Here is an 18595-nt window from a genome sequence, read left to right on the forward strand (position 1 = left end):
CTCAGAAACTCCTGCAACACCATGAGCGACAGATTTTTGAAAGGCTCCAAACCCCAGCGCATCAAAGATTGAGCTTTAAATCCGCTACATGTTTAACAGTAAGGTTGTTTACGAAAATGACAGCCGCTCTGCAGGCCCCAGCCCGATTTCCTTGGCAGGGTTTTGAAACGCCTGCGCCAAATCGGAAAAACGTGCCAAAAGCGCACCGCCTCCACGCAACCGCTCAGGATGCAACACACCTTTTTCCCACACCAAAGCATCATCCAGCCTGATGCTTGGGTCAACAACATTTATCGAAATTTCGCCCGGAGGAATTTTTCCGCAAGAATGAAAATGCAGCAAACGAGGATTGCCGAATGCAGCGCCGCTCCAACGCTCGAAATTTTCTGACGCCGGATGATCAAAGCTGCAGGCCGGGTGAATTCCTGCATGCCAAGAATGAATGAAATAGGGATCGATATTATATTTTTTAGCAACCATTTCATAATGGGTTTGGGCCGATAAAATATCGCGTTGACTGCCTCTAAACCCGGTGATGTCCGCGCCTTTAAAATCAATCAAAAGCGTATTGCGCAATTCGCAGGCATAAGGCTTATAATATTGCGACCCGGTTCCGGTCAAAAATCCATTTTGAGCGATGCACCCGCTGAATGCAAATATCGGAACAGGGTTAAAAATCGAAAGCGGGAAGCGTTTTAAGTAAATATCCGAATGTTCAAACTCACCGTTTTGCAGAGATCCTGAAAAATCGGTGCCCGCAGGACAGGTGACTTGAATGCGCTTTGCGGCCGCAAACGCTGCCTCTATAAGCCCTTTCAGCTCTGCAAAACCCGCATAGTCTGCCCGAGCAAAGCTGGATAAAAACATATCACTATCAATCGCATAGCTGATGATCGAGCGCGCGGGTATCTTATTCTTCTGAAACCGGAGCTGGTCGCCCAATCTTGCCAGAAACAAACTGTGATCTGCTACCGCCAGTTTTGCCGCCAATTCAGGGCTAGGGTCTTTGATATCTGGTTCAAACGCGATTTCGAACAACGTAACCTCAAAACCAAGCGTCTTGGCCGCTTCGGCGACGAGCCCATGAAGCTTTGGATCATAATACCCCTCATCACAAGCTTCGTGCACAATCAGAAGCGTATCACCAGCCTCGCCTTTTGCGCAATTAAACAAAATGTTCTTCGCAGCCTGCTCAACGTTTTTGATCAACTCACTCATTCCTGTTCACTTCACCGCTGAGGGCGCGCGCCCACGCCAAGGATTAACGCCGCCATATAAGGACAAAAACACAGATTTTGGCAAGGCCACGATCAAGCCGTGATATGGATTATGCATCACGGCCCTCTAAAACCACTTGGGCGTGTAGCTCCAACTATTGAGAAAACTGATCATATGCCTCCAGGGCTTTGGCGCTGTAAGAGATAGAAGGCCCTCCTCCCATATACGAAATCATTTCAAGCGCTTCACAAAGTTCTTCTCGAGAGGTTTTCAGCCGCACAAGCGCTTTCATATGATACGCGATGCAGGGATCGCAGCGGGTTGAAATCGCAATGCCAAGGGCAATCAACTCTTTTGTTTTTTCGTCTAAAGCATCACTTTTTTTCGCCGCCTTGCCCATAGCAGCAAAAGCCGTAAAAAGTTCGGACGCCTCTTTGTGATACACACCCGTACTTTGAATGGTTTCATCCAGAAACTTTTGCCAATCCATAATATGTTCTCCCCTGCTCGCAGTTTTCAAACTTATCAGAATTTGAACTGCGTGACGCAACAATTAAAATTAAACCCTCGGCTTTGATGCCTTGATCAACCTTAAGACCCTACGAATTTTTCGTAGTCTTTAATGAGAGCAGACACAGCCGCAGCTTTGAGCCGCGCACCATGCGCCCGAGTGGCCAAAGCCGAATGCGATCCGACCCGACCATCCGGAAATTGCGCACGATGTTCATCTGCCGACCCATGTTTGTCACCCGCATGGGTTCGAACAAAATCTTGGGTAAGTTTTTCAGGTGGCGCACTGGCCAAAGCGGCATCCACGCCGCGATGCGCAACTTGCGTAATAGCGATTTCGGATGGGGTGGCATGCATACCCTCCCAATCTCCGTAGAGCGCTTGACGCAGCAGATTGACAGCCTCAAACTCCCACCAGCTTTTGATCCGCAATTTTGCCTTTGAAACTGCATCTGCAGCCTCGGCTAAAGGCTCTAAATTGGCGCCGTGGCCATTCAAAATATAAATATGCCGAAAACCATGCCGCTCTAGCGCATGAAAGATCTCGCCACATAAATTTCGATAGGTCTCTTGAGAAATCGAAATCGTCCCTGCGAAGCCCATATTGAACTCAGCAGGCGCGTATCCCAGCGGCGGCGCAACAAGAAAGTTTGCCGCTTCGCCAGCCGCGACCGCAATATCATCCGCGCAAAGCATATCAGTGCCAATCAAACCGATGGGACCATGCTGTTCGATCGAGCCGGTTGGAATAAGAATACCATCCGATATCGCCAAATATGCGTCAATTTCCTGCCAAGTTGAATGGATAAGTCTCATTTAAAATAAACTATATTTCACGAAGTGGAGACTGTGCAGCCTCGCGGGCCTAGACGTAAAAAGGTGCCCGAAGGCACCTTTTGAGGGTTTTAATTAAGCTTCCACTTATCATCTAATTCTTTAAAAAAGCCGCGCTCTTGTTTGAGTTTGATCCAAGTGTTCACATAGTTGATCCAAACTTGATCTGCCTGCGGCAATAACATCGCGATTGGCGTGGGTGATTTTGGCTCTGAAACCGGTACAATCATCAAATCAGAATGAATCGCTACCAATTTATTCGCCTCTACGTTTGACGTAATATGTGCATCAGCGCGACCGCTCAGCACCTGTTGGAACGGCTGCGCGGGAGCTTCTACGATCACATGCTTCGCATCAGGGAAATACTGTTTGACCTGTTTTTCCTGCGTTGTACCTAGGGTTGCAGCAACACGCACATCCGCATTGTTGAGATCCTCCCAATCTTTATATTTATCAGCATTTGACTTCAACGTCAGCGGAACTGTGGCAAGCGAGAAATAGCTGTCAGAATAGCCTGTTGCTTTTGCACGCGCTGGCGAAACCGAGGCAGATCCCGTCATATGGTACTTGCCCGCCGCAATGCCAGCGACCAGCGTTTTCCATTCTGTCGGGACCAGCTCTAATTCAACGCCAAGGTCTGCCGCAAGCTGGGTCATCACATCGATATCAAACCCCGTATACGAATTGGTTGCCGAATCCTTCATCGTCATCGGGTTCCAATCTCCCGTCGTGCCCACTTTCAACGTTCCGCTGCTTAAAATATCCTGTAAAGCGCCCGCGTGGACTTGAACGGATGACACCGCCATTACCATTGCTGCTGCAATTACCTTAGCTAACTTCATGATTATCTCCATAATTTGTAATTTCCTCAACAAAAGGAACGCAAAGCTGCAGAAAAAGCAACAAGATTTGGAGATTTAGGCATCGTATCATTGCCTTTATCGGTTTTGAGGTGTTTGTTAGGGCGAATATTTGGAGATTTCATGCCTAAAAGCCCACGAGATAATGATATTGAGATTAAAGATATCTCAAAAAATTTTGGTAAATTCGCCGCCTTAAAGGATGTTTCGCTAAGCGTAAAGCAAGGAGAGCGCGTTGTTGTCTGTGGCCCCTCTGGATCTGGAAAGTCTACATTAATAAGATGTATCAACGGATTAGAGATCCATGATGCGGGATCAATTACGGTTGATGGCATCATATTAAACCATAAAACCAAATCTCTTGAACAGATCAGATCGCGCGTTGGCATGGTTTTTCAACAATTCAATCTTTTTCCCCATTTGACTGTTTTGGAAAATATCACGCTTGGGCCGGTTCGTGCCAAAAAAGTGACCCGTCAAGAGGCGGATAGCCGGGCCATGGGGTATTTAGAACGGGTTAAAATCCCCGAACAAGCGCATAAATATCCGGGCCAATTGTCGGGCGGGCAACAACAAAGGGTGGCGATTGCCCGGTCTTTATGTATGGAGCCAAAAATTCTATTATTTGACGAGCCAACATCGGCTTTGGACCCAGAAATGATCAGCGAAGTGCTTGAGGTGATGATTGAACTGGCCGATACCGGAATGACAATGATTTGTGTCACCCATGAAATGGGGTTTGCCCGGCGGGTGGCCGATACAATGATTTTTATGGATCAAGGCCGGATCGTTGAAACTGCGCCTCCAGCCAAATTTTTTGACTCTCCAGATACCGATCGGTGTAAGACCTTTCTTCAACAAATTCTGCATCACTAGAGTAATTAGATGAAAAAGCTGGCAATTTTATTATTTTTAATGCTGTTTCTGTCGGGTTGCTCTGACAATTGGGGATGGTATGTGGTCAACCCCTACAGCAAATCCGGTTGGATAAACTTAAAATTCCTTATGTCGGGATATTATTTCACGCTGTTGCTATCCTTCACCTCGATTTTCATTTCGATTGCTGTTGGATTATTGGTCGCCCTGCCCGGTCTATCGAAAAATCCGTGGCTTAGGAATTTTAATCGCGTCTATGTCGAAATTGTGAGATCGGTTCCTATTCTGGTTCTCATTTTATGGGTATATTATGGCCTGCCTCCAATGACAGGTCTGGAAATAAACGTTTTCTGGGCTGGAGTAATTGCCCTGGCATTGTCCGATAGTGCCTTCCAAGCGGAGATATTCCGCGCAGGAATACAATCCATCGATAGAGGCCAATATGAAGCGTCACATTCCATTTCATTAAATTACAAAGATACGATGCGGTTTGTGATCTTACCGCAAGCCATACGTCGTATTCTTCCAGCGTTAGGCAATCAACTGGTTTATATGCTGAAAATGTCGTCACTGGTTTCTGTAATTGGCATGCAAGAACTGACGCGAAAAGCCAACGAGCTTGTTGTGACAGAATATCGGCCTTTGGAAATTTATACCATTTTAGTACTGGAATATTTGGTGCTTATTTTGGTCGTTTCTGCGGGCGTGCGGTGGCTAGAGCGGCGCCTTAAATCAGACGAGCGGGTTTAAAGGCGGTATAGCAACGGCAGACCCGAAAACCGGCAAAACGGTGGTACTGGCCTATCTGTTTACATCAGATAATTATATGGTCACCATAATCTGCTTCCGGCGGATGAACCGGGTAAAATCTTATATCTTAAGCCCTTTGATATCTGGATCTATCTGGCAGAAATTCACTTTAAGTCTTGTATCGCTTTGGCAGCTCCAAAAAACGGAAATTTAAAAAGAAGTGTGGAACTTTTCAAACTTTGATACATCATAATTTGAAAAGTTAATTTAAGGGGTTTTCGAGGATGGGAATTGTCTACGATAAGTTTAGAGGTGCTTGGTTAGATAGAGATGCCGAAACTTACATGTCTTGTTTGCACACAGAATACGAATTTCATCTGCATTCAAATGGCCGAAAAATCACCATTGCAAATTATGATGTTGATCGGATTTTAAATTTCATGACGGAATCCGAACAGCTACATCCAACTTGTATTTATGAAAATGAAGAAATTTTAGTTGAGCATTTTTATACAGTTGCCACAGATGGCAGCTGCGAAGCGGTTCTATGGTCTCACAAGCTAAAAGACGGGTTAATTTGGCGATCGCAAAATGGCTGCACATCACTGACAAAAGAGCAATGGGACGCACATCCCCTCAATCAATGATTGAGAAATTTTACCAGCCTAAGCATTTCTCTATTCCAGCGCATTCGAGCAAAGCCAAACATGTCCTGTTTCGATAACCAATAGCAAAATTTCAAGCGAGCGGTATGCCGCTGCTGTTTGAGGTTTAGGATATTAAAAGAAGATTTGAGACTGAGCTCACACCTGTCATTTAAGACGGTTTTTGCAGATCACGAATTTGAATAATTCAAAGAGAACGAGACGCCAGGCTTTTTTATGAATATGATCGAGCTTGATAATAAAACGGTCGCCGACACCCATGCAAAAGAACATAAAAACTGCAAGAAAACAGTTTTCAGAATGGGTTTCACTTATCACCACTAGAACAAGCTCAACATCAGCGTTGACCAGCTTAGCGTATCCTGATGAAGAAACGACACAGCGTAGCTTGAAGATGCGTGCGAAACGGCGTGAGAGCAGAAAACATATTTTTTCTAGGCACAGGGAAGGCAAAATTAATTTTCTAAAGCTAAGACAAAATCACCTGTTTGCTGATTTATCAGATTTAACAAGCGACGTTAAGCTTATGAAAATAGGATGCAAATGCAGTGAGGGAAAAATACCTCGATTGATCGCACAACTTCCATCTTATAAAACATGGCAGTTGGTCACTGCAATCTATCACCCCCTCGCGCGCAATTCTTTTTCTGCGGTATAACCTAAAAACGCCAACGCGTAACAGCACCGCGACTAACCTCTACCCTTTTCCAGATGGCCAGAACGCCCATTGCGCTTTCAACATTTACGTCACAACCGTGGCTCGCGTTAAAACTATACCCCTCCATCGCGTTCAAGAAGGTATCGGCAGAGGCAGGCCCTGGGGAGGGGGGAAGGGCTCGAGTGACCTTACGTCAGATATTTTCAGGCTGTCAAAAAGGCCCATGCTGTGATTGGCTGGATTTAGCTTTGATACTATAAAACGAGGAGAGCGTTGTGCTAGTGGTGACGACAATAAGGTTATCTAAAGGTTTCCAGGCATGGAAAGATATGGTCCACTCTGTTGAAGACAAGATGCAAGAACATGGCATGACATTTGTTTTTGCAGGAACACAAAAAGACGATGACACCATGCTGCACACTGTCATACATTTTGAATCAGAAGAACATTTGAAGCGTTTTGGTGCCGATGAAGAGCTGACCAGGCTAAGAGCAGAAGCAGGCGCGATAGTCGAAACTGGAACGTTTACACCGATCACAGACGACGCCTTTATTAATTATCCGAAAGTTTTAGACTTAGATTAAAGTATTGCAGTGCAATCCAAAATTCAGGATCGCACCATAGGCTTTTTGGTGCGATCATATCGTCTGCCTTTATTCAACTAAGAGCCATGGTATTACCATCCGCCCGGCGATCTTTGAGCAACTGTTTGATTTATGTGGCTTTCATTTGGCGGTAGCATCACGTTAAACGCACCCTAGCCGCTGCTGCCGTGCGGTCTTTCAACCATATCCGCAATACATGTGGGCTAGAAGCCCATCAGCTTGATCGGCGGCTCAACCGAAGTGGTATCTGGGATAAAGCAGAAAGCCTTAATGAAAGCGCATGTTCTGTCATCAGACGGCATTTAGATTTTAGGTTTCGCAACGTAATCTTTGGCAAATCGGTAGATGAATAAAGAATGTTATAACATTTTTCAAAAATGGAGAGAAAAATGGGTGTATCTTTCACCGGTTAAGAATTTGACGGGAACGTCGGCGATGCAGTTGCAGCAGCCAAAGGTTTCTGGCCTGAGATGAAAAAGTATGGCGCAGTGAACATGCGTGCCACAGTCACCGGAAAAAATACAATTGGAACCATGACGCTTTGGAGTGATCCCAAATGTTGGAAGCAAGTATCGCTGAAATTAGAGACGCAGCTGGTTCTGCAGTTGGCATGTCCGTAACAGGGGGTATGACTGGGCCCCTTGCTGTCGAGCTTGATTGATTAAGGAGGCGCACGGTTTTTTCATAAACAGGCCACCCTTACACATTGATAATTGCCTTCTACCCATCGCCTTTTCTGCTTTGATTATGCCAAAGTGGCAACGTCAACATAACCTCTATTGCTCTATTTACGAGCCGGTTCTGCGATATTAAAGACAAAAGAATTTGAGATGACTGATCTGAAAAGGCGATCAAATGATCAAAGCTTGCCTCGCCTATTTAACGCAATCAGCTTTCTAACCGTAGGAATTGTAATCTCGCAAGTGGCAAATAGAGCGAATAACGCTTTTCGTTTGGTTACTGAAACACGTGACCCTGAGATTGCATAAGCGTTCCAATATCTCCGACTGCCTTTTCACAACCAGGTTGGGCGTTGCAGGCTTGATTTTTCAGTTCACCCCTCTAAAAATGTAAGCACTGCCGCGGAAGACACTTTTCATCCTTGTCTAGCCTCTTCATCTACGGCCGTTGACCTCTGTCTTCTATTGGAAGGGTTCTGGAATGATCAGCTTTTAACCAGCTGTACCAAATCGTTTTTCGTCTGCGTCTATGGCACTCACACAAAAATATGAACATGCTGTGCAGACAGCGCATCACGTTCATTGTAAATGCCCTTTTTTGGGCAAATTTTACCGAAAATGTTCTAAAATGAAGCCAGATGCGGCCTTTTAAACTCTGAAGGCGGTCCTTGCACGACCAGTCGATGTGATGGTCGTGATCGAAACAGTTGTAAATGCCCGCGGAATATTGCGTGTCGTTTTTCTTTGGAAAAAAACCTCATATCCGGATAGGTAGCACTCTTAATAGGAAAAAATCATAGAGCGCTTCTTTCGCGTCGTAACGGGTTCGACTGGAAGCTGATTGAGTTCCTGTAATAAAAAGAGACTGAAACAACCCTGTGCTGCAAAATTTATCGGCTGGCGCGTGCCAAGAGCCCGACAGCGAGCAAGCCGACCAATATTATCAATAAGGCCGCCGGCGCAGCCTGAGGTAAATTTTCCAAACTCGCCTGATCATGCGTACGAGTGGCGAGCGTGCTGAAATTGAACGGCCTTAAAAGCATCGTTGCAGGCAGCTCTTTCACGCAATCGACAAAAACCAGCACCAAGGCCGACCCCAAGCTGCCTTTAATCAAGGGTAAAAAAATCTGCACCAATATTTCACGCTTTGAGCGGCCTAAAGAGCGGGCCGCCTGCGATAAATTGGGAGAGACGCGCTCCATCGCGGTATCCGCGGCGCCTTGGGCAATCGCAAAAAAGCGCACAAAATACGCCAAAATGACCGCAAAAGACGTGCCCGTTAAAATCAACCCGATCTCGCGCCCTGTGAAGGCCAGAATAAAATCGGCCAAGGCGTTATCAAAAGCCGCCAAAGGAATTAAAATGCCAACAGCCAAGACCGCACCAGGGGCAGCGTAACCGATCGTGGTGAGGGGCAATAAAAGACGCGGCAATTTTTGTTGGCTAAGACGGACGCCATATACCATGACGAGTCCAGCAGCCACTGTGAAAAAGGCTGCAATCGCGCCGACAAACACCGTGTTCCACAACGCCGCGTATAGATCCGCATCTTTCCAGTAATCAAGCTTGCGCACCGCGTGCAGCGCCAGAACCAAAGCAGGAATTATAAATCCGAATAAAACTGGCAAAAAGCAAAATACCGAAGCGAAAACAGCGTGGCGACCACGCAATTTTTGCCTTAAAATTGGCCTGTGATGAGTGGATAAACTGAAAAACCGCATTTTGTGGCGCCCATTTTTTTCAAGCAGAACCAAAACGATAATCAAACACAATCCCAAAGTCGCCAATTGCGCCGCCCCGCCTGCGTTGCTGCCTTCCAGCCAAACGCTGAAAATTCCAGTTGTTAGGGTTTGAACCGCAAAATAATCAACCGCGCCAAAATCATTGATCGTTTCCATCATCACAATCGCCGTTCCAGCAGCGATTGCCGGGCGCGCCAAAGGCAAACCAATTTTCCAAAACCGCAAAAATGCATGCGACCCAAGCGATTGAGCCACCTCTTCGACGGCCCCAGATTGTTCACGAAATGCTGCCCGACTGAGTAAATAAACATAAGGATACAGCGCCATTGTCAGTACAAAACTAGCCGCGCCGAATGACCTAATTTCAAAAAACCAATAATCTTGCGCGTTTGTCCATCCCATCACCCCCCTCAGCGCGCTCTGGACAGGGCCCGCATATTCGAGCAAATCAACCAACGCATAGGCCCCCACATAAGCGGGTATCGCCAATGGCATAAGCAGTAACCATTCAAAAGAGCGCACGCCCCAAAACCGATACCGCGTGATCAACCACGCGGTGCCAGCGCCTATGCACGCAGCACCAAAACCCACGCATACCATAAGCGCGAGCGTGGTTGAAAGATAGCGAGGCAAGGTGGTTGCCAGTAAATGGCTCCAAATATCATCTGAGGGGAAAAACGCCAAAACCAAAATCGCAATAATCGGCAATAAAACGCCCGCTGCAATCAGCAGGGCCGCGAGCGACCATATATTGACCGCTTGGGGAAAGGCTGCCCCCAACGTCTTATGAATGGCACGGCTTGTCACATTGTGGTCCTTTGCCGGTTTTTCTGCGTAATGCTCAGCTTATACTTGCCCGATGCGCGCCCTTTGCACAACTGGTGCAACAACTTGCAAAGCCAAAGTCACGCTTGCGCGGGCCAATAGAGGCTATAGAGCGCTCATAATCAATGCCTTAGGCAGAATTTACCTTGGTCAACTTGCCCCAAGCACTACATCCCCAGAACTTCCTTATACAGATCTAAGATGGCTTCTTCTTCGGCAATCTCGTTTTGATCGCGCTTGCGCAAAACGATCAATTTACGCATCACGCGCGTGTCGTAGCCCCGCCCTTTGGCTTCTGCCATCACCTCTTTCTGTTGATCCGCAATATCTTTTTTTTCAGCCTCCAAACGTTCATATCTTTCAATAAACTGACGAAGCTCTGCGGCAGCCACACGGTGGGTGTCTTCGGGCGTATCTTGCATTTCAATCTCCTTGGAATTCCTGCCCTCCTTAAACCAGCTTGCTTTGGCTGCGCAAGAGACGCCTTTTGGTTGCTTGGCATAAAGAAAACCTATAAGGCGGGCTCAATCTGGATAGCTAGGAATGCCGTCATGTCGGGAATAGTTTTAACTGGGGCCGCCCTGTCTTTGCTTGGCATTATTGGTTTGATGCTCTGCATCGCGAAAGTTGTAAAGGCAAAGAAACGATCGCTCTCGGATGAGGAGATGCGCGCTGAATTAGCCGCCGTTATGCCCATAAATTTAGGATCTTTGTTTTTATCGGCCGTGGGATTGATGACAGTCGCAATTGGTATAGCGGTTGGGTAAGTTGCCCGGAGCACAAAATAAGAGGCGCAGAACAAAAGCCTTTGGTTTGCGCAGTTAAAAAAACAAAATTCCACCGATCAAACGCTTAAAAACAATCTATTCGATATACTTGTCAATAAGAGGGATATTGTTATTCTGCCTCCAATTGTTTTTAGGAGCGCCGAATGGGACCGAAAGTAAAAGCTTTTTTTGATCCGCAAACCAACACAATTTCTTATCTCGTGCGCGACCCGAACGGACATGCGGCTGCCATCATCGACAGCGTGCTTGATTTTGATCATGCCTCTGGAACCACTCAGACCAGCTCAGCAGATAAAATCATCGCTTATGTCAAGGAACAGGCTTTGGATATTCAATGGCTGCTTGAAAGCCATGTGCATGCCGATCACCTCTCCGCGGCCCCATATATCCAAGACCAACTAGGTGGCAGAATTGGGATCGGAAACAACATCACCCTTGTTCAAGATACATTTGGAAAAGTATTCAACGAGGGCACAGAGTTTCAGCGCGACGGTAGCCAATTTGATCAATTATTCGATCACGGGGATGTTTTTCACATTGGTCAAATGCGCGTTGATGTTTTACATACACCAGGGCATACCCCGGCCTGCCTCACCTATGTCATCGAAGACGCCGCTTTCGTTGGAGATACGTTGTTCATGCCCGATTTTGGCACCGCACGCTGCGATTTTCCGGGCGGGTCCTCGCAAACCCTATATGAATCGATTCAAAAGATACTCGCGCTGCCCGATGAAACAAAAATTTTTGTAGGCCATGATTACAAAGCGCCGGGCAGAGATGAATATAGTTGGGAAACCACCGTTGGTGAACAGCGTAAAAAGAATATTCACATTGGGGGCGATGTCAAAGCTGAAGCGTTTGTAAAGCTTCGAGACGAACGAGATGCAAAACTTGCGATGCCAAAATTGATAGTGCCCTCATTGCAAATCAATATGCGGGCAGGCAATATGCCACCGCCTGATGAGCATGGGGATGTGTTTTTAAAACTGCCCATCAATAAACTTTAAATTTAGAAAAATAACGTAAAACCAAACGCGCGCAGTCGGAGAGCTAGATATGCCAATAGATTGGATTTATGGATTGGTAGGCGGTGTTTTGATTGGCTGCGCTGGCGCTTTTCTTTTATTAGGAAATGGCCGAGTTATGGGCGCAAGCGGATTGGTTTTTGGCATGTTCAAAACCACAGATCGGCGAATTTGGATTGAAAACCTAGCGTTCGTTTCTGCGTTATTCATTGCTCCAATGCTGTTCGTGCGACCGTTAAACATAGGTCCGACACATGCTAGCGAAAATGTAATCGTCGTGGCGATTGCGGGTTTGGCAGTGGGTTTTGGAACAAGGCTGGCAAATGGTTGCACATCAGGCCATGGCGTCTGCGGCATTTCAAGGTTTTCCCTGCGGGGTATAGCTGCAACGATGGCGTATATTTTAGCCGGGGCGGTAAGCGTGGTTGTGTTTAAACATTTGTTAGGAGCCATTTGATGCGCATATTGATTAGTTTAGTGTCAGGCGCTTTGTTCGGCCTTGGCTTGATCATATCGGGCATGACGGATACCAAAAAGGTGCAGGGCTGGTTGGACATATTCGGCGAATGGGACCCCACCTTAGCTTTTGTAATGGGCGGAGCAATGCTACCAATGGTGATCGCCTGGAAGGCCACGCGGGTGCGCACGCCCCTGACGGCGGATAAATTTCCAGCTGCGAACACGGCCGGAATAAATCGCGACCTTATTATTGGCTCGGTGTTTTTCGGGATCGGATGGGGGTTGGCAGGCCTATGCCCAGGCCCGGCAATCGCATCCTTAAGCTTTGGTGGAAGCAGCGGCGTGGTATTTGCAAGCGCAATGATCATTGGCATGCTTTCGACGCGGCGCCTTCAAACATTTTTTAGTAAAACTGAGAATACACCAAAAACGTTGCCGTGACGTTTCGAACCAGCGCTTAAGTGTCACTTTTATACGGCAATCATCAAAACAGTCAGATCGGTTTCAAAGGTGACGTCCCCCACGTGCTATGCGTAACATAATACTCACGCGAAAATTACCTGTATGACATCAGTTTTCCCTTGAATAACGCGCGGTGATCGCTCTTATAGGGGCATAAGGAGAAACCTAATGAAAAAGATTTTTGTTATCACATTCGCGCTCATCGGAACCGTTTTTCTTGCAGGCTGTGACACAGCAGCACCAGAATCCGTAATGGTTACCCCTGAGCCTTCAAGCAGCAAGCTATAATTCAGACAGAGACCTGAATATGCATGCGACGTGGTTTTAATTGCGACGTAAACATATCGAAGGAATGTATAAGCCGATCGCGGGCAATTTGAATTGACGCGTTGGGAAAGCGACTAAAGCAGGCTTCAGTTTGATGCCCAATATTTTATGGCGCGGGCGATTTTCAAATCCCCCGCGCCTGTTTTATTTCACAATGATCAACCTATCAAACGAGCGTGAGGAAACGCCAATAGCAAAGAAACCTTTTGGCTTACTTGGTATAATTGGATAATCTTGAACCTGAAAAAACGCTTGGGGATTGGCCGATGCAATATCAGATCATACGCAAAACCAGCCTTGAAGATCTACAAAACTCGATCAATGATTTAATCAATGCAGACTGGCGACCAATCGGCGGATTGACAATCGACGGGGCAAATGCAGAACGATACTATCTACAAGCAATGTTTCGAGCGAATGCAACGGATGCGTTTCAAGAACGCGTGCGGCGCGAAGAAGGCAACGGACCGTTTGGTCTGTGGTAAAAGCAACTTAGCTCACTTGCTCAAAGGCAAGCTACACAAATAAAATCAATCACTCAGCTGCAAAACGACAAAACCAATGCGCGATAAAGCCAACCCTCATTGGCGCCGCCCATCTAAGTTGAGCCTTTGGTGAAAGTTTTCACGCAGCTGAGTAAAATTGTAAGTTTTAGCGATTGATAATCAGCACCGAGAAGAGTGCGAAAACACTTATCATACGCCGCTCTTGCCATAGAATTTCTTAAAATTTTTGGTAGATAGATTTTGATTGATCAGATGGGCTTAGCATGCTGAAGAAAATTTTAAATTGATTTAAAAACACAGGCCTGGCCTTTTGTAGAAAGGACCTTAATCTTTTGTTTGACAAAGTTGAGAACCATTTATGGCAAATATTAACATAAAAAACCTGCTCTATAGCGCTGTTTATAAACTAGGACTATGAAATGTTAGATCAATTCCCGATGGAATATCACATGCTCTGAACGGCGGCCTCTCTATCTTTTATTAAGGCTTGATTTCGGTAAGGTTCTTCAAAGTTTTCTATCAAACCAGATCCCAAATCTCTTTCAGCTCAGCCAGCAAGTAATCTTTGATGATGGCAGGGGCAACTTCTTCATCATCCTAAAGCATCTTTAATTCGGGCCGCGCCGCTTTATACGTTTTCAAATCTGCTTTTGCCGCATCTTTGTTATTCAAATGCACGTTAATCGCAGCCCTAAACCCATCATAGCGGCTATGCTGCGACCTGTCATAAAGCGTGTATAACAATTTCAGCGCCTGCTCCGACTGGTTCATTGCCATATAGAGAAACCGAAAAAGCCTTCATAAGATTTGCGTTGAACAGGATCCAACTCGATGGCCCTTAGAAAAAACCTTTCCGCCTCGGCAAAGCGCCCCTCGTTACAAATCGCCGCCATATTGAGAGTTTGATCTTGGATGGCTGGGGTTGAGCTCCAAGGCTTCTTTGGCATATTTCATCCGCTGATCGTAACCTCTTTTCATATTGAAGGAATTTCTATGATTTGAAGCCGCATCTGGGCTTTAGGATCAAGCCGACAAGCAAGCTCAGACAGTTCATGAAAGCTTGCCTCCATCACGTTTCGGCGTGATTTATACTCGGCTTCTAAGCGCACAGAAAAAGGCATTTACGCATTTAAACATAGGCATCAAACAATTCTGGATCTTTTTCAATTGCTTCATCGCACAGCTCAATCACCTGCATATTGCGCTCATCCCTAAACCTGTTGAACTGGTTGAAACTCGACCAGCACAGGATCACCACTCGTATTGAATATCCGCCCTCCATGTTCTTGAAACAGATTGTCCATAATTTCACGGCAAGATCTAAACGTAGGCAGCGTTATAGCTTCGCTATGGGCCATCATTCTGGTGAAACCCACAATATCTTTCATGAAATAACTGCTATTTTTCAGACTATCTTCGCCTCGGACATATCAAACTCCTCTAACAGGCAAAGCGGCCGCAACCCCAGCCTATAAAATGTTTACACGAGATTTTATAAGCTTTTAACGCAAAAGAAAGACCACATTTGCGCGGCATGCGCAGAGGAAATCAAACACAAGCGCCTTGAAAAGTCCGATCTAATAAGTTGCGCGACCGCCGCTTAGGTCAAAGACAGATCCCGTGGTGAATGAATTTTCCGAAGTGCTCAGCCAAGTGATCATTTGGGCGGCTTCTTCAACCTGCAAAAAGCGCCCACGGGGAATCTTAGACAACATATAGTCGATATGTTTCTGGCTCATTTGATCGAAAATTCGGGTTTTCGCCGCTGCCGGGGTCACACAATTCACCGCAATATCCATATCAGCATGTTCTTTGCCCAAGGATTTGGTTAAGGCGATCACCCCAGCTTTAGAGGCAGAATAGGCCGCAGCATTTGGGTTTCCTTCTTTTCCCGCCACCGAGGCAACGGTTACAATGCGCCCATAGCCTTGCTCCATCATGGATGGCACCACCGCGCGGCAACAATTGAAGGTGCCGTTGAGATTAATGTCGATAATCGATTTCCATTCATCTGGGTCATAAGCCACAAGCTTTGCGTTTGATCCCGCAACACCAGCGCATGTGATCAAAATTGAAATAGACCCATAGTCAGCTTTGGTTTTTTCCGCTGCGTCTTTCACCGCATTCGCATCAGCCACATCCACAGGCATCGCGGCGGCACCCTGCCCCAATCGTGCGACTGCGGCCTGCCCCTGCGCATCATCTTGATCCCAAATCATCACTCCCGCGCCGCTGGCGATGAAGCGTTGCGCAACAGCAAATCCGATGCCCTGCGCGCCGCCAGTGATCACCGCCAAACGGCCATTTAAATCATAGTTATTCATCTCAAAAACCCTTTTAAAACGCCGCTTCCAGATACATCACATTAAAATGGCACGTCATCCGCCAATACCACAAAACGCGAGACCACTTTTTTAATCCCGGCCTTTTCAAAGGCGATTGTCAATTTATCGCCTTCAATCTCAGACACGCAACCATAGCCAAACTTTTGATGAAACACCCGCACACCGATTGTAAAACTTGAAACCGCAACCGCATCAATCGTCATATGCGCGCTTTCGCGCGGTTGGCTTATCGGGCGCTCAGCGCTTTGGGATTGCAAGCGCTTCCACCCCGGTGAGGCGTAGCCCCCGCCGATATTTCCCATATCAACAGCCAAATTTGACGCCTCACTCTGCATTCCATAGGCACTGCCATAAAGACCCGGGGGGGTCAGAACATCGACGTGATCAGCAGGCAGCTCATCAATAAACCGAGAAGGCATTGAAGATTGCCATTGTCCAAAAATGCGCCGGTTGCCCGCAAAACAAATCGTACACAGACGCTCTGCGCGCGTAATCCCCACATAGGCAAGACGGCGCTCTTCTTCCAAACCACGCTGACCAGTTTCCTCCATACTGCGCTGCGAGGGGAATAAACCATCTTCCCACCCTGGTAGGAAAACGGCTGGAAACTCGAGCCCTTTGGCGGCATGCAGCGTCATAATGCTGACTTTCTCACCAGCCTCATCGCGCTCATTATCCATCACCAGCGACACATGCTCTAAAAACCCTTGTAAATTCTCAAATTGATCGAGCGCTTTTACCAATTCTTTCAAGTTTTCCAACCGCCCCGCCGCTTCGGGTGTTTTGTCATTCTGCCACATCTCGGTATAGCCCGATTCATCCAATATCACCTCAGCCAATTCTTGATGGGATATTGATTGATCTTGCATCGTTTTGCGCCACCGCCCCAGCCCATCGACCAAACGGCCCAGCTCAAGCGCCCCTTTGCCCGACAGGCCTTTGGCCTCCAAAAGCAGCCTCGCCCCTTCCGTTAAGGCAATGCCTTCTTGGCGCGCCATAGATTGAATTTTCTGCTGGGCTTTATCTCCCAGCCCGCGTTTGGGCGTATTCACGATCCGTTCAAAGGCTAAATCATCACTGGGGCTACAAACCAGTCGAAAGTAAGCCATCGCATCGCGAATTTCCATCCGCTCGTAAAACCGTGGCCCCCCAATCACGCGATAGGGTAAACCAATGGTCAAAAACCGATCTTCAAAGGCGCGCATTTGATGGCTGGCCCGGACCAAAATCGCCATTTGATCTGGACTAAACTTATCAAGACCACGGCTGCCTTGTTGAAGCGCTTCGATCTCATCGCCAATCCAGCGGGCCTCTTCTTCGGCATCCCAATGCCCGATCAAACGCAGCTTTTCACCTTCGTCAAGATCGGTCCAAAGCTCTTTGCCCAACCGCCCTGTATTGCCTGAAATAACGGCGCTTGCGGCGGCAAGAATATGCGGCGTTGATCTGTAATTTTGCTCCAACCTTACTGTTTTCGCTCCCGCAAAATCCTTTTCAAATTTCAAAATATTGCCCACTTCGGCGCCCCGCCAGCCATAGATTGACTGATCATCATCACCAACACAGCAGATATTTTTGTGACCACCAGCCAATAATCTAAGCCACAAATACTGCGCAACATTGGTATCTTGATATTCGTCCACCAGGATGTATTTGAACCACTGCTGATATTGCTGAAGAACATCCGGCTGCGTTTGAAAAATCTTAACGACATGCAGTAACAGATCGCCAAAATCCACCGCATTTAATGCCTTGAGGCGCTCTTGATAGGCCGCATAGAATTCGGTGGCGCGGTGATTGAAAGCACCCGCTTCAGCCGCGGGTACATTTTCAGGCCCCCAAGCTCGGTTTTTCCACTGATCGATAATGCCAGCCAATTGCCGCGCCGGCCACCGCTTATCATCCACATCAGAGGCCACGAGCAATTGCTTTAATAGCCGTATCTGATCATCCGTATCCAAAATCGTGAAGCTGCTTTTCAGCCCAACCAATTCTGCATGGCGCCGCAGAAGCTTGACGCAAATCGAATGAAACGTACCCATCCAAGGCATCCCTTCAACAGATTGCCCTAGCAATTCTGCAACGCGGTTTTTCATCTCGCGGGCGGCTTTATTGGTAAATGTTACCGACAATATCTCATGAGGACGCGCCCGCCCCGTCGTTAACAAATGCGCAATCCGGCAGGTTAAGGCTTTGGTTTTTCCCGTCCCTGCCCCCGCCAACATCAAAACCGGCCCGTCAAGCGCTTCAACAGCAGCGCGCTGCGCCGGATTCAGTTGATCAAGATAAGGGCTTGGCCGCGCCGCGATCGCTTGTGCAGAAAGAGAAAGCTCTGCGGGTTTATGGGTGTTATCATAGCTGCTCATGGCGGCAAAGTAGCGCCAATAAAGCTGATTGAAAAGAGAATGTTCAGCAAATGTTCTATTATTTTCTTTCGATCAGATGTCTATGCAAAAAGAT

At 47.1% G+C, this 18595-nt stretch carries 21 protein-coding genes; 11 read left to right on the forward strand and 10 right to left on the reverse strand.

What is annotated here, in order from left to right; genetic code table 11:
• Nucleotides 1-108: 108 nt before the first annotated feature.
• The 4 genes from UM181_16325 to UM181_16340 form a co-directional block, all read right to left on the reverse strand.
• The gene (locus UM181_16325) at nt 109-1218 is read right to left on the reverse strand and encodes a hypothetical protein (protein ID WQC62855.1); all 1110 of its coding nucleotides are present in this window, start codon (nt 1216-1218) and stop codon (nt 109-111) included.
• A 154-nt stretch (nt 1219-1372) separates the two neighbouring features.
• Entirely contained in the window at nt 1373-1708 is a 336-nt protein-coding gene (locus UM181_16330) for a carboxymuconolactone decarboxylase family protein (GenBank protein WQC62856.1), read from the reverse strand.
• A gap of 101 nt (nt 1709-1809) precedes the next feature.
• Nucleotides 1810-2544 (reverse strand): creatininase family protein, encoded by a 735-nt coding sequence (locus UM181_16335; GenBank protein WQC62857.1) that lies wholly within the window; start codon nt 2542-2544, stop codon nt 1810-1812.
• Nucleotides 2545-2633: 89 nt separating this feature from the next.
• On the reverse strand, nt 2634-3374 hold the full coding sequence (locus UM181_16340; protein ID WQC64787.1) for a transporter substrate-binding domain-containing protein: 741 nt from the start codon (nt 3372-3374) through the stop codon (nt 2634-2636).
• Between the two features lie 171 nt (nt 3375-3545).
• Here UM181_16340 and UM181_16345 point away from each other — a divergent pair, with 171 nt between their 5' ends.
• The 6 genes from UM181_16345 to UM181_16370 all read left to right on the forward strand — a co-directional run bounded on the left by UM181_16345 (nt 3546) and on the right by UM181_16370 (nt 7596).
• Complete coding sequence (locus UM181_16345) at nt 3546-4298, forward strand: amino acid ABC transporter ATP-binding protein (GenBank protein WQC62858.1); 753 nt, start codon at nt 3546-3548, stop codon at nt 4296-4298.
• Nucleotides 4299-4307: 9 nt separating this feature from the next.
• Nucleotides 4308-5048 (forward strand): amino acid ABC transporter permease, encoded by a 741-nt coding sequence (locus tag UM181_16350; GenBank protein WQC62859.1) that lies wholly within the window; start codon nt 4308-4310, stop codon nt 5046-5048.
• A 284-nt stretch (nt 5049-5332) separates the two neighbouring features.
• A complete protein-coding gene (locus UM181_16355) occupies nt 5333-5695 on the forward strand; it encodes a hypothetical protein (protein ID WQC62860.1) in 363 nt (120 codons plus the stop codon).
• Nucleotides 5696-5972: 277 nt separating this feature from the next.
• Entirely contained in the window at nt 5973-6371 is a 399-nt protein-coding gene (locus UM181_16360; protein WQC62861.1) for a hypothetical protein, read from the forward strand.
• A 275-nt stretch (nt 6372-6646) separates the two neighbouring features.
• Nucleotides 6647-6955 carry a DUF3764 family protein gene (locus UM181_16365; protein WQC62862.1) on the forward strand — a complete coding sequence of 103 codons (309 nt, stop codon included), beginning with the start codon at nt 6647-6649 and terminating at the stop codon, nt 6953-6955.
• Between the two features lie 515 nt (nt 6956-7470).
• Entirely contained in the window at nt 7471-7596 is a 126-nt protein-coding gene (locus tag UM181_16370; GenBank protein ID WQC62863.1) for a hypothetical protein, read from the forward strand.
• Nucleotides 7597-8546: 950 nt separating this feature from the next.
• Here UM181_16370 and UM181_16375 read toward each other — a convergent pair.
• On the reverse strand, nt 8547-10205 hold the full coding sequence (locus tag UM181_16375; GenBank protein ID WQC62864.1) for an iron ABC transporter permease: 1659 nt from the start codon (nt 10203-10205) through the stop codon (nt 8547-8549).
• 185 nt (nt 10206-10390) lie between these two features.
• Nucleotides 10391-10645, reverse strand: a complete 255-nt coding sequence (locus UM181_16380; GenBank protein ID WQC62865.1) for a DUF2312 domain-containing protein — start codon at nt 10643-10645, stop codon at nt 10391-10393.
• Between the two features lie 129 nt (nt 10646-10774).
• Here UM181_16380 and UM181_16385 point away from each other — a divergent pair, with 129 nt between their 5' ends.
• The 5 genes from UM181_16385 to UM181_16405 all read left to right on the forward strand — a co-directional run bounded on the left by UM181_16385 (nt 10775) and on the right by UM181_16405 (nt 13769).
• The gene (locus tag UM181_16385) at nt 10775-10990 is read left to right on the forward strand and encodes a hypothetical protein (GenBank protein ID WQC62866.1); all 216 of its coding nucleotides are present in this window, start codon (nt 10775-10777) and stop codon (nt 10988-10990) included.
• A 164-nt stretch (nt 10991-11154) separates the two neighbouring features.
• Nucleotides 11155-12018, forward strand: coding sequence for an MBL fold metallo-hydrolase (locus tag UM181_16390; GenBank protein WQC62867.1), 864 nt, complete (start codon nt 11155-11157; stop codon nt 12016-12018).
• Between the two features lie 49 nt (nt 12019-12067).
• Complete coding sequence (locus UM181_16395; protein WQC62868.1) at nt 12068-12493, forward strand: YeeE/YedE thiosulfate transporter family protein; 426 nt, start codon at nt 12068-12070, stop codon at nt 12491-12493.
• Nucleotides 12493-12936 carry a DUF6691 family protein gene (locus UM181_16400; GenBank protein ID WQC62869.1) on the forward strand — a complete coding sequence of 148 codons (444 nt, stop codon included), beginning with the start codon at nt 12493-12495 and terminating at the stop codon, nt 12934-12936. Before UM181_16395 ends, UM181_16400 begins: the two co-directional genes overlap by 1 nt.
• A 572-nt stretch (nt 12937-13508) precedes the next feature.
• Nucleotides 13509-13769, forward strand: coding sequence for a hypothetical protein (locus UM181_16405; protein WQC62870.1), 261 nt, complete (start codon nt 13509-13511; stop codon nt 13767-13769).
• Between the two features lie 618 nt (nt 13770-14387).
• Here the strand turns inward: UM181_16405 and UM181_16410 are convergent.
• The 4 genes from UM181_16410 to UM181_16425 form a co-directional block, all read right to left on the reverse strand.
• On the reverse strand, nt 14388-14567 hold the full coding sequence (locus UM181_16410; protein WQC62871.1) for a hypothetical protein: 180 nt from the start codon (nt 14565-14567) through the stop codon (nt 14388-14390).
• A 352-nt stretch (nt 14568-14919) separates the two neighbouring features.
• Nucleotides 14920-15072 (reverse strand): hypothetical protein, encoded by a 153-nt coding sequence (locus UM181_16415; GenBank protein ID WQC62872.1) that lies wholly within the window; start codon nt 15070-15072, stop codon nt 14920-14922.
• A 295-nt stretch (nt 15073-15367) separates the two neighbouring features.
• The gene (locus UM181_16420; GenBank protein ID WQC62873.1) at nt 15368-16114 is read right to left on the reverse strand and encodes an SDR family NAD(P)-dependent oxidoreductase; all 747 of its coding nucleotides are present in this window, start codon (nt 16112-16114) and stop codon (nt 15368-15370) included.
• A gap of 41 nt (nt 16115-16155) precedes the next feature.
• Entirely contained in the window at nt 16156-18501 is a 2346-nt protein-coding gene (locus tag UM181_16425; protein ID WQC62874.1) for a UvrD-helicase domain-containing protein, read from the reverse strand.
• Nucleotides 18502-18595: the final 94 nt, after the last annotated feature.

This window comes from Alphaproteobacteria bacterium US3C007, from assembly GCA_034423775.1.
GTDB classification, from domain to species: Bacteria; Pseudomonadota; Alphaproteobacteria; order Rhodobacterales; family Rhodobacteraceae; genus Thalassovivens; species Thalassovivens spotae.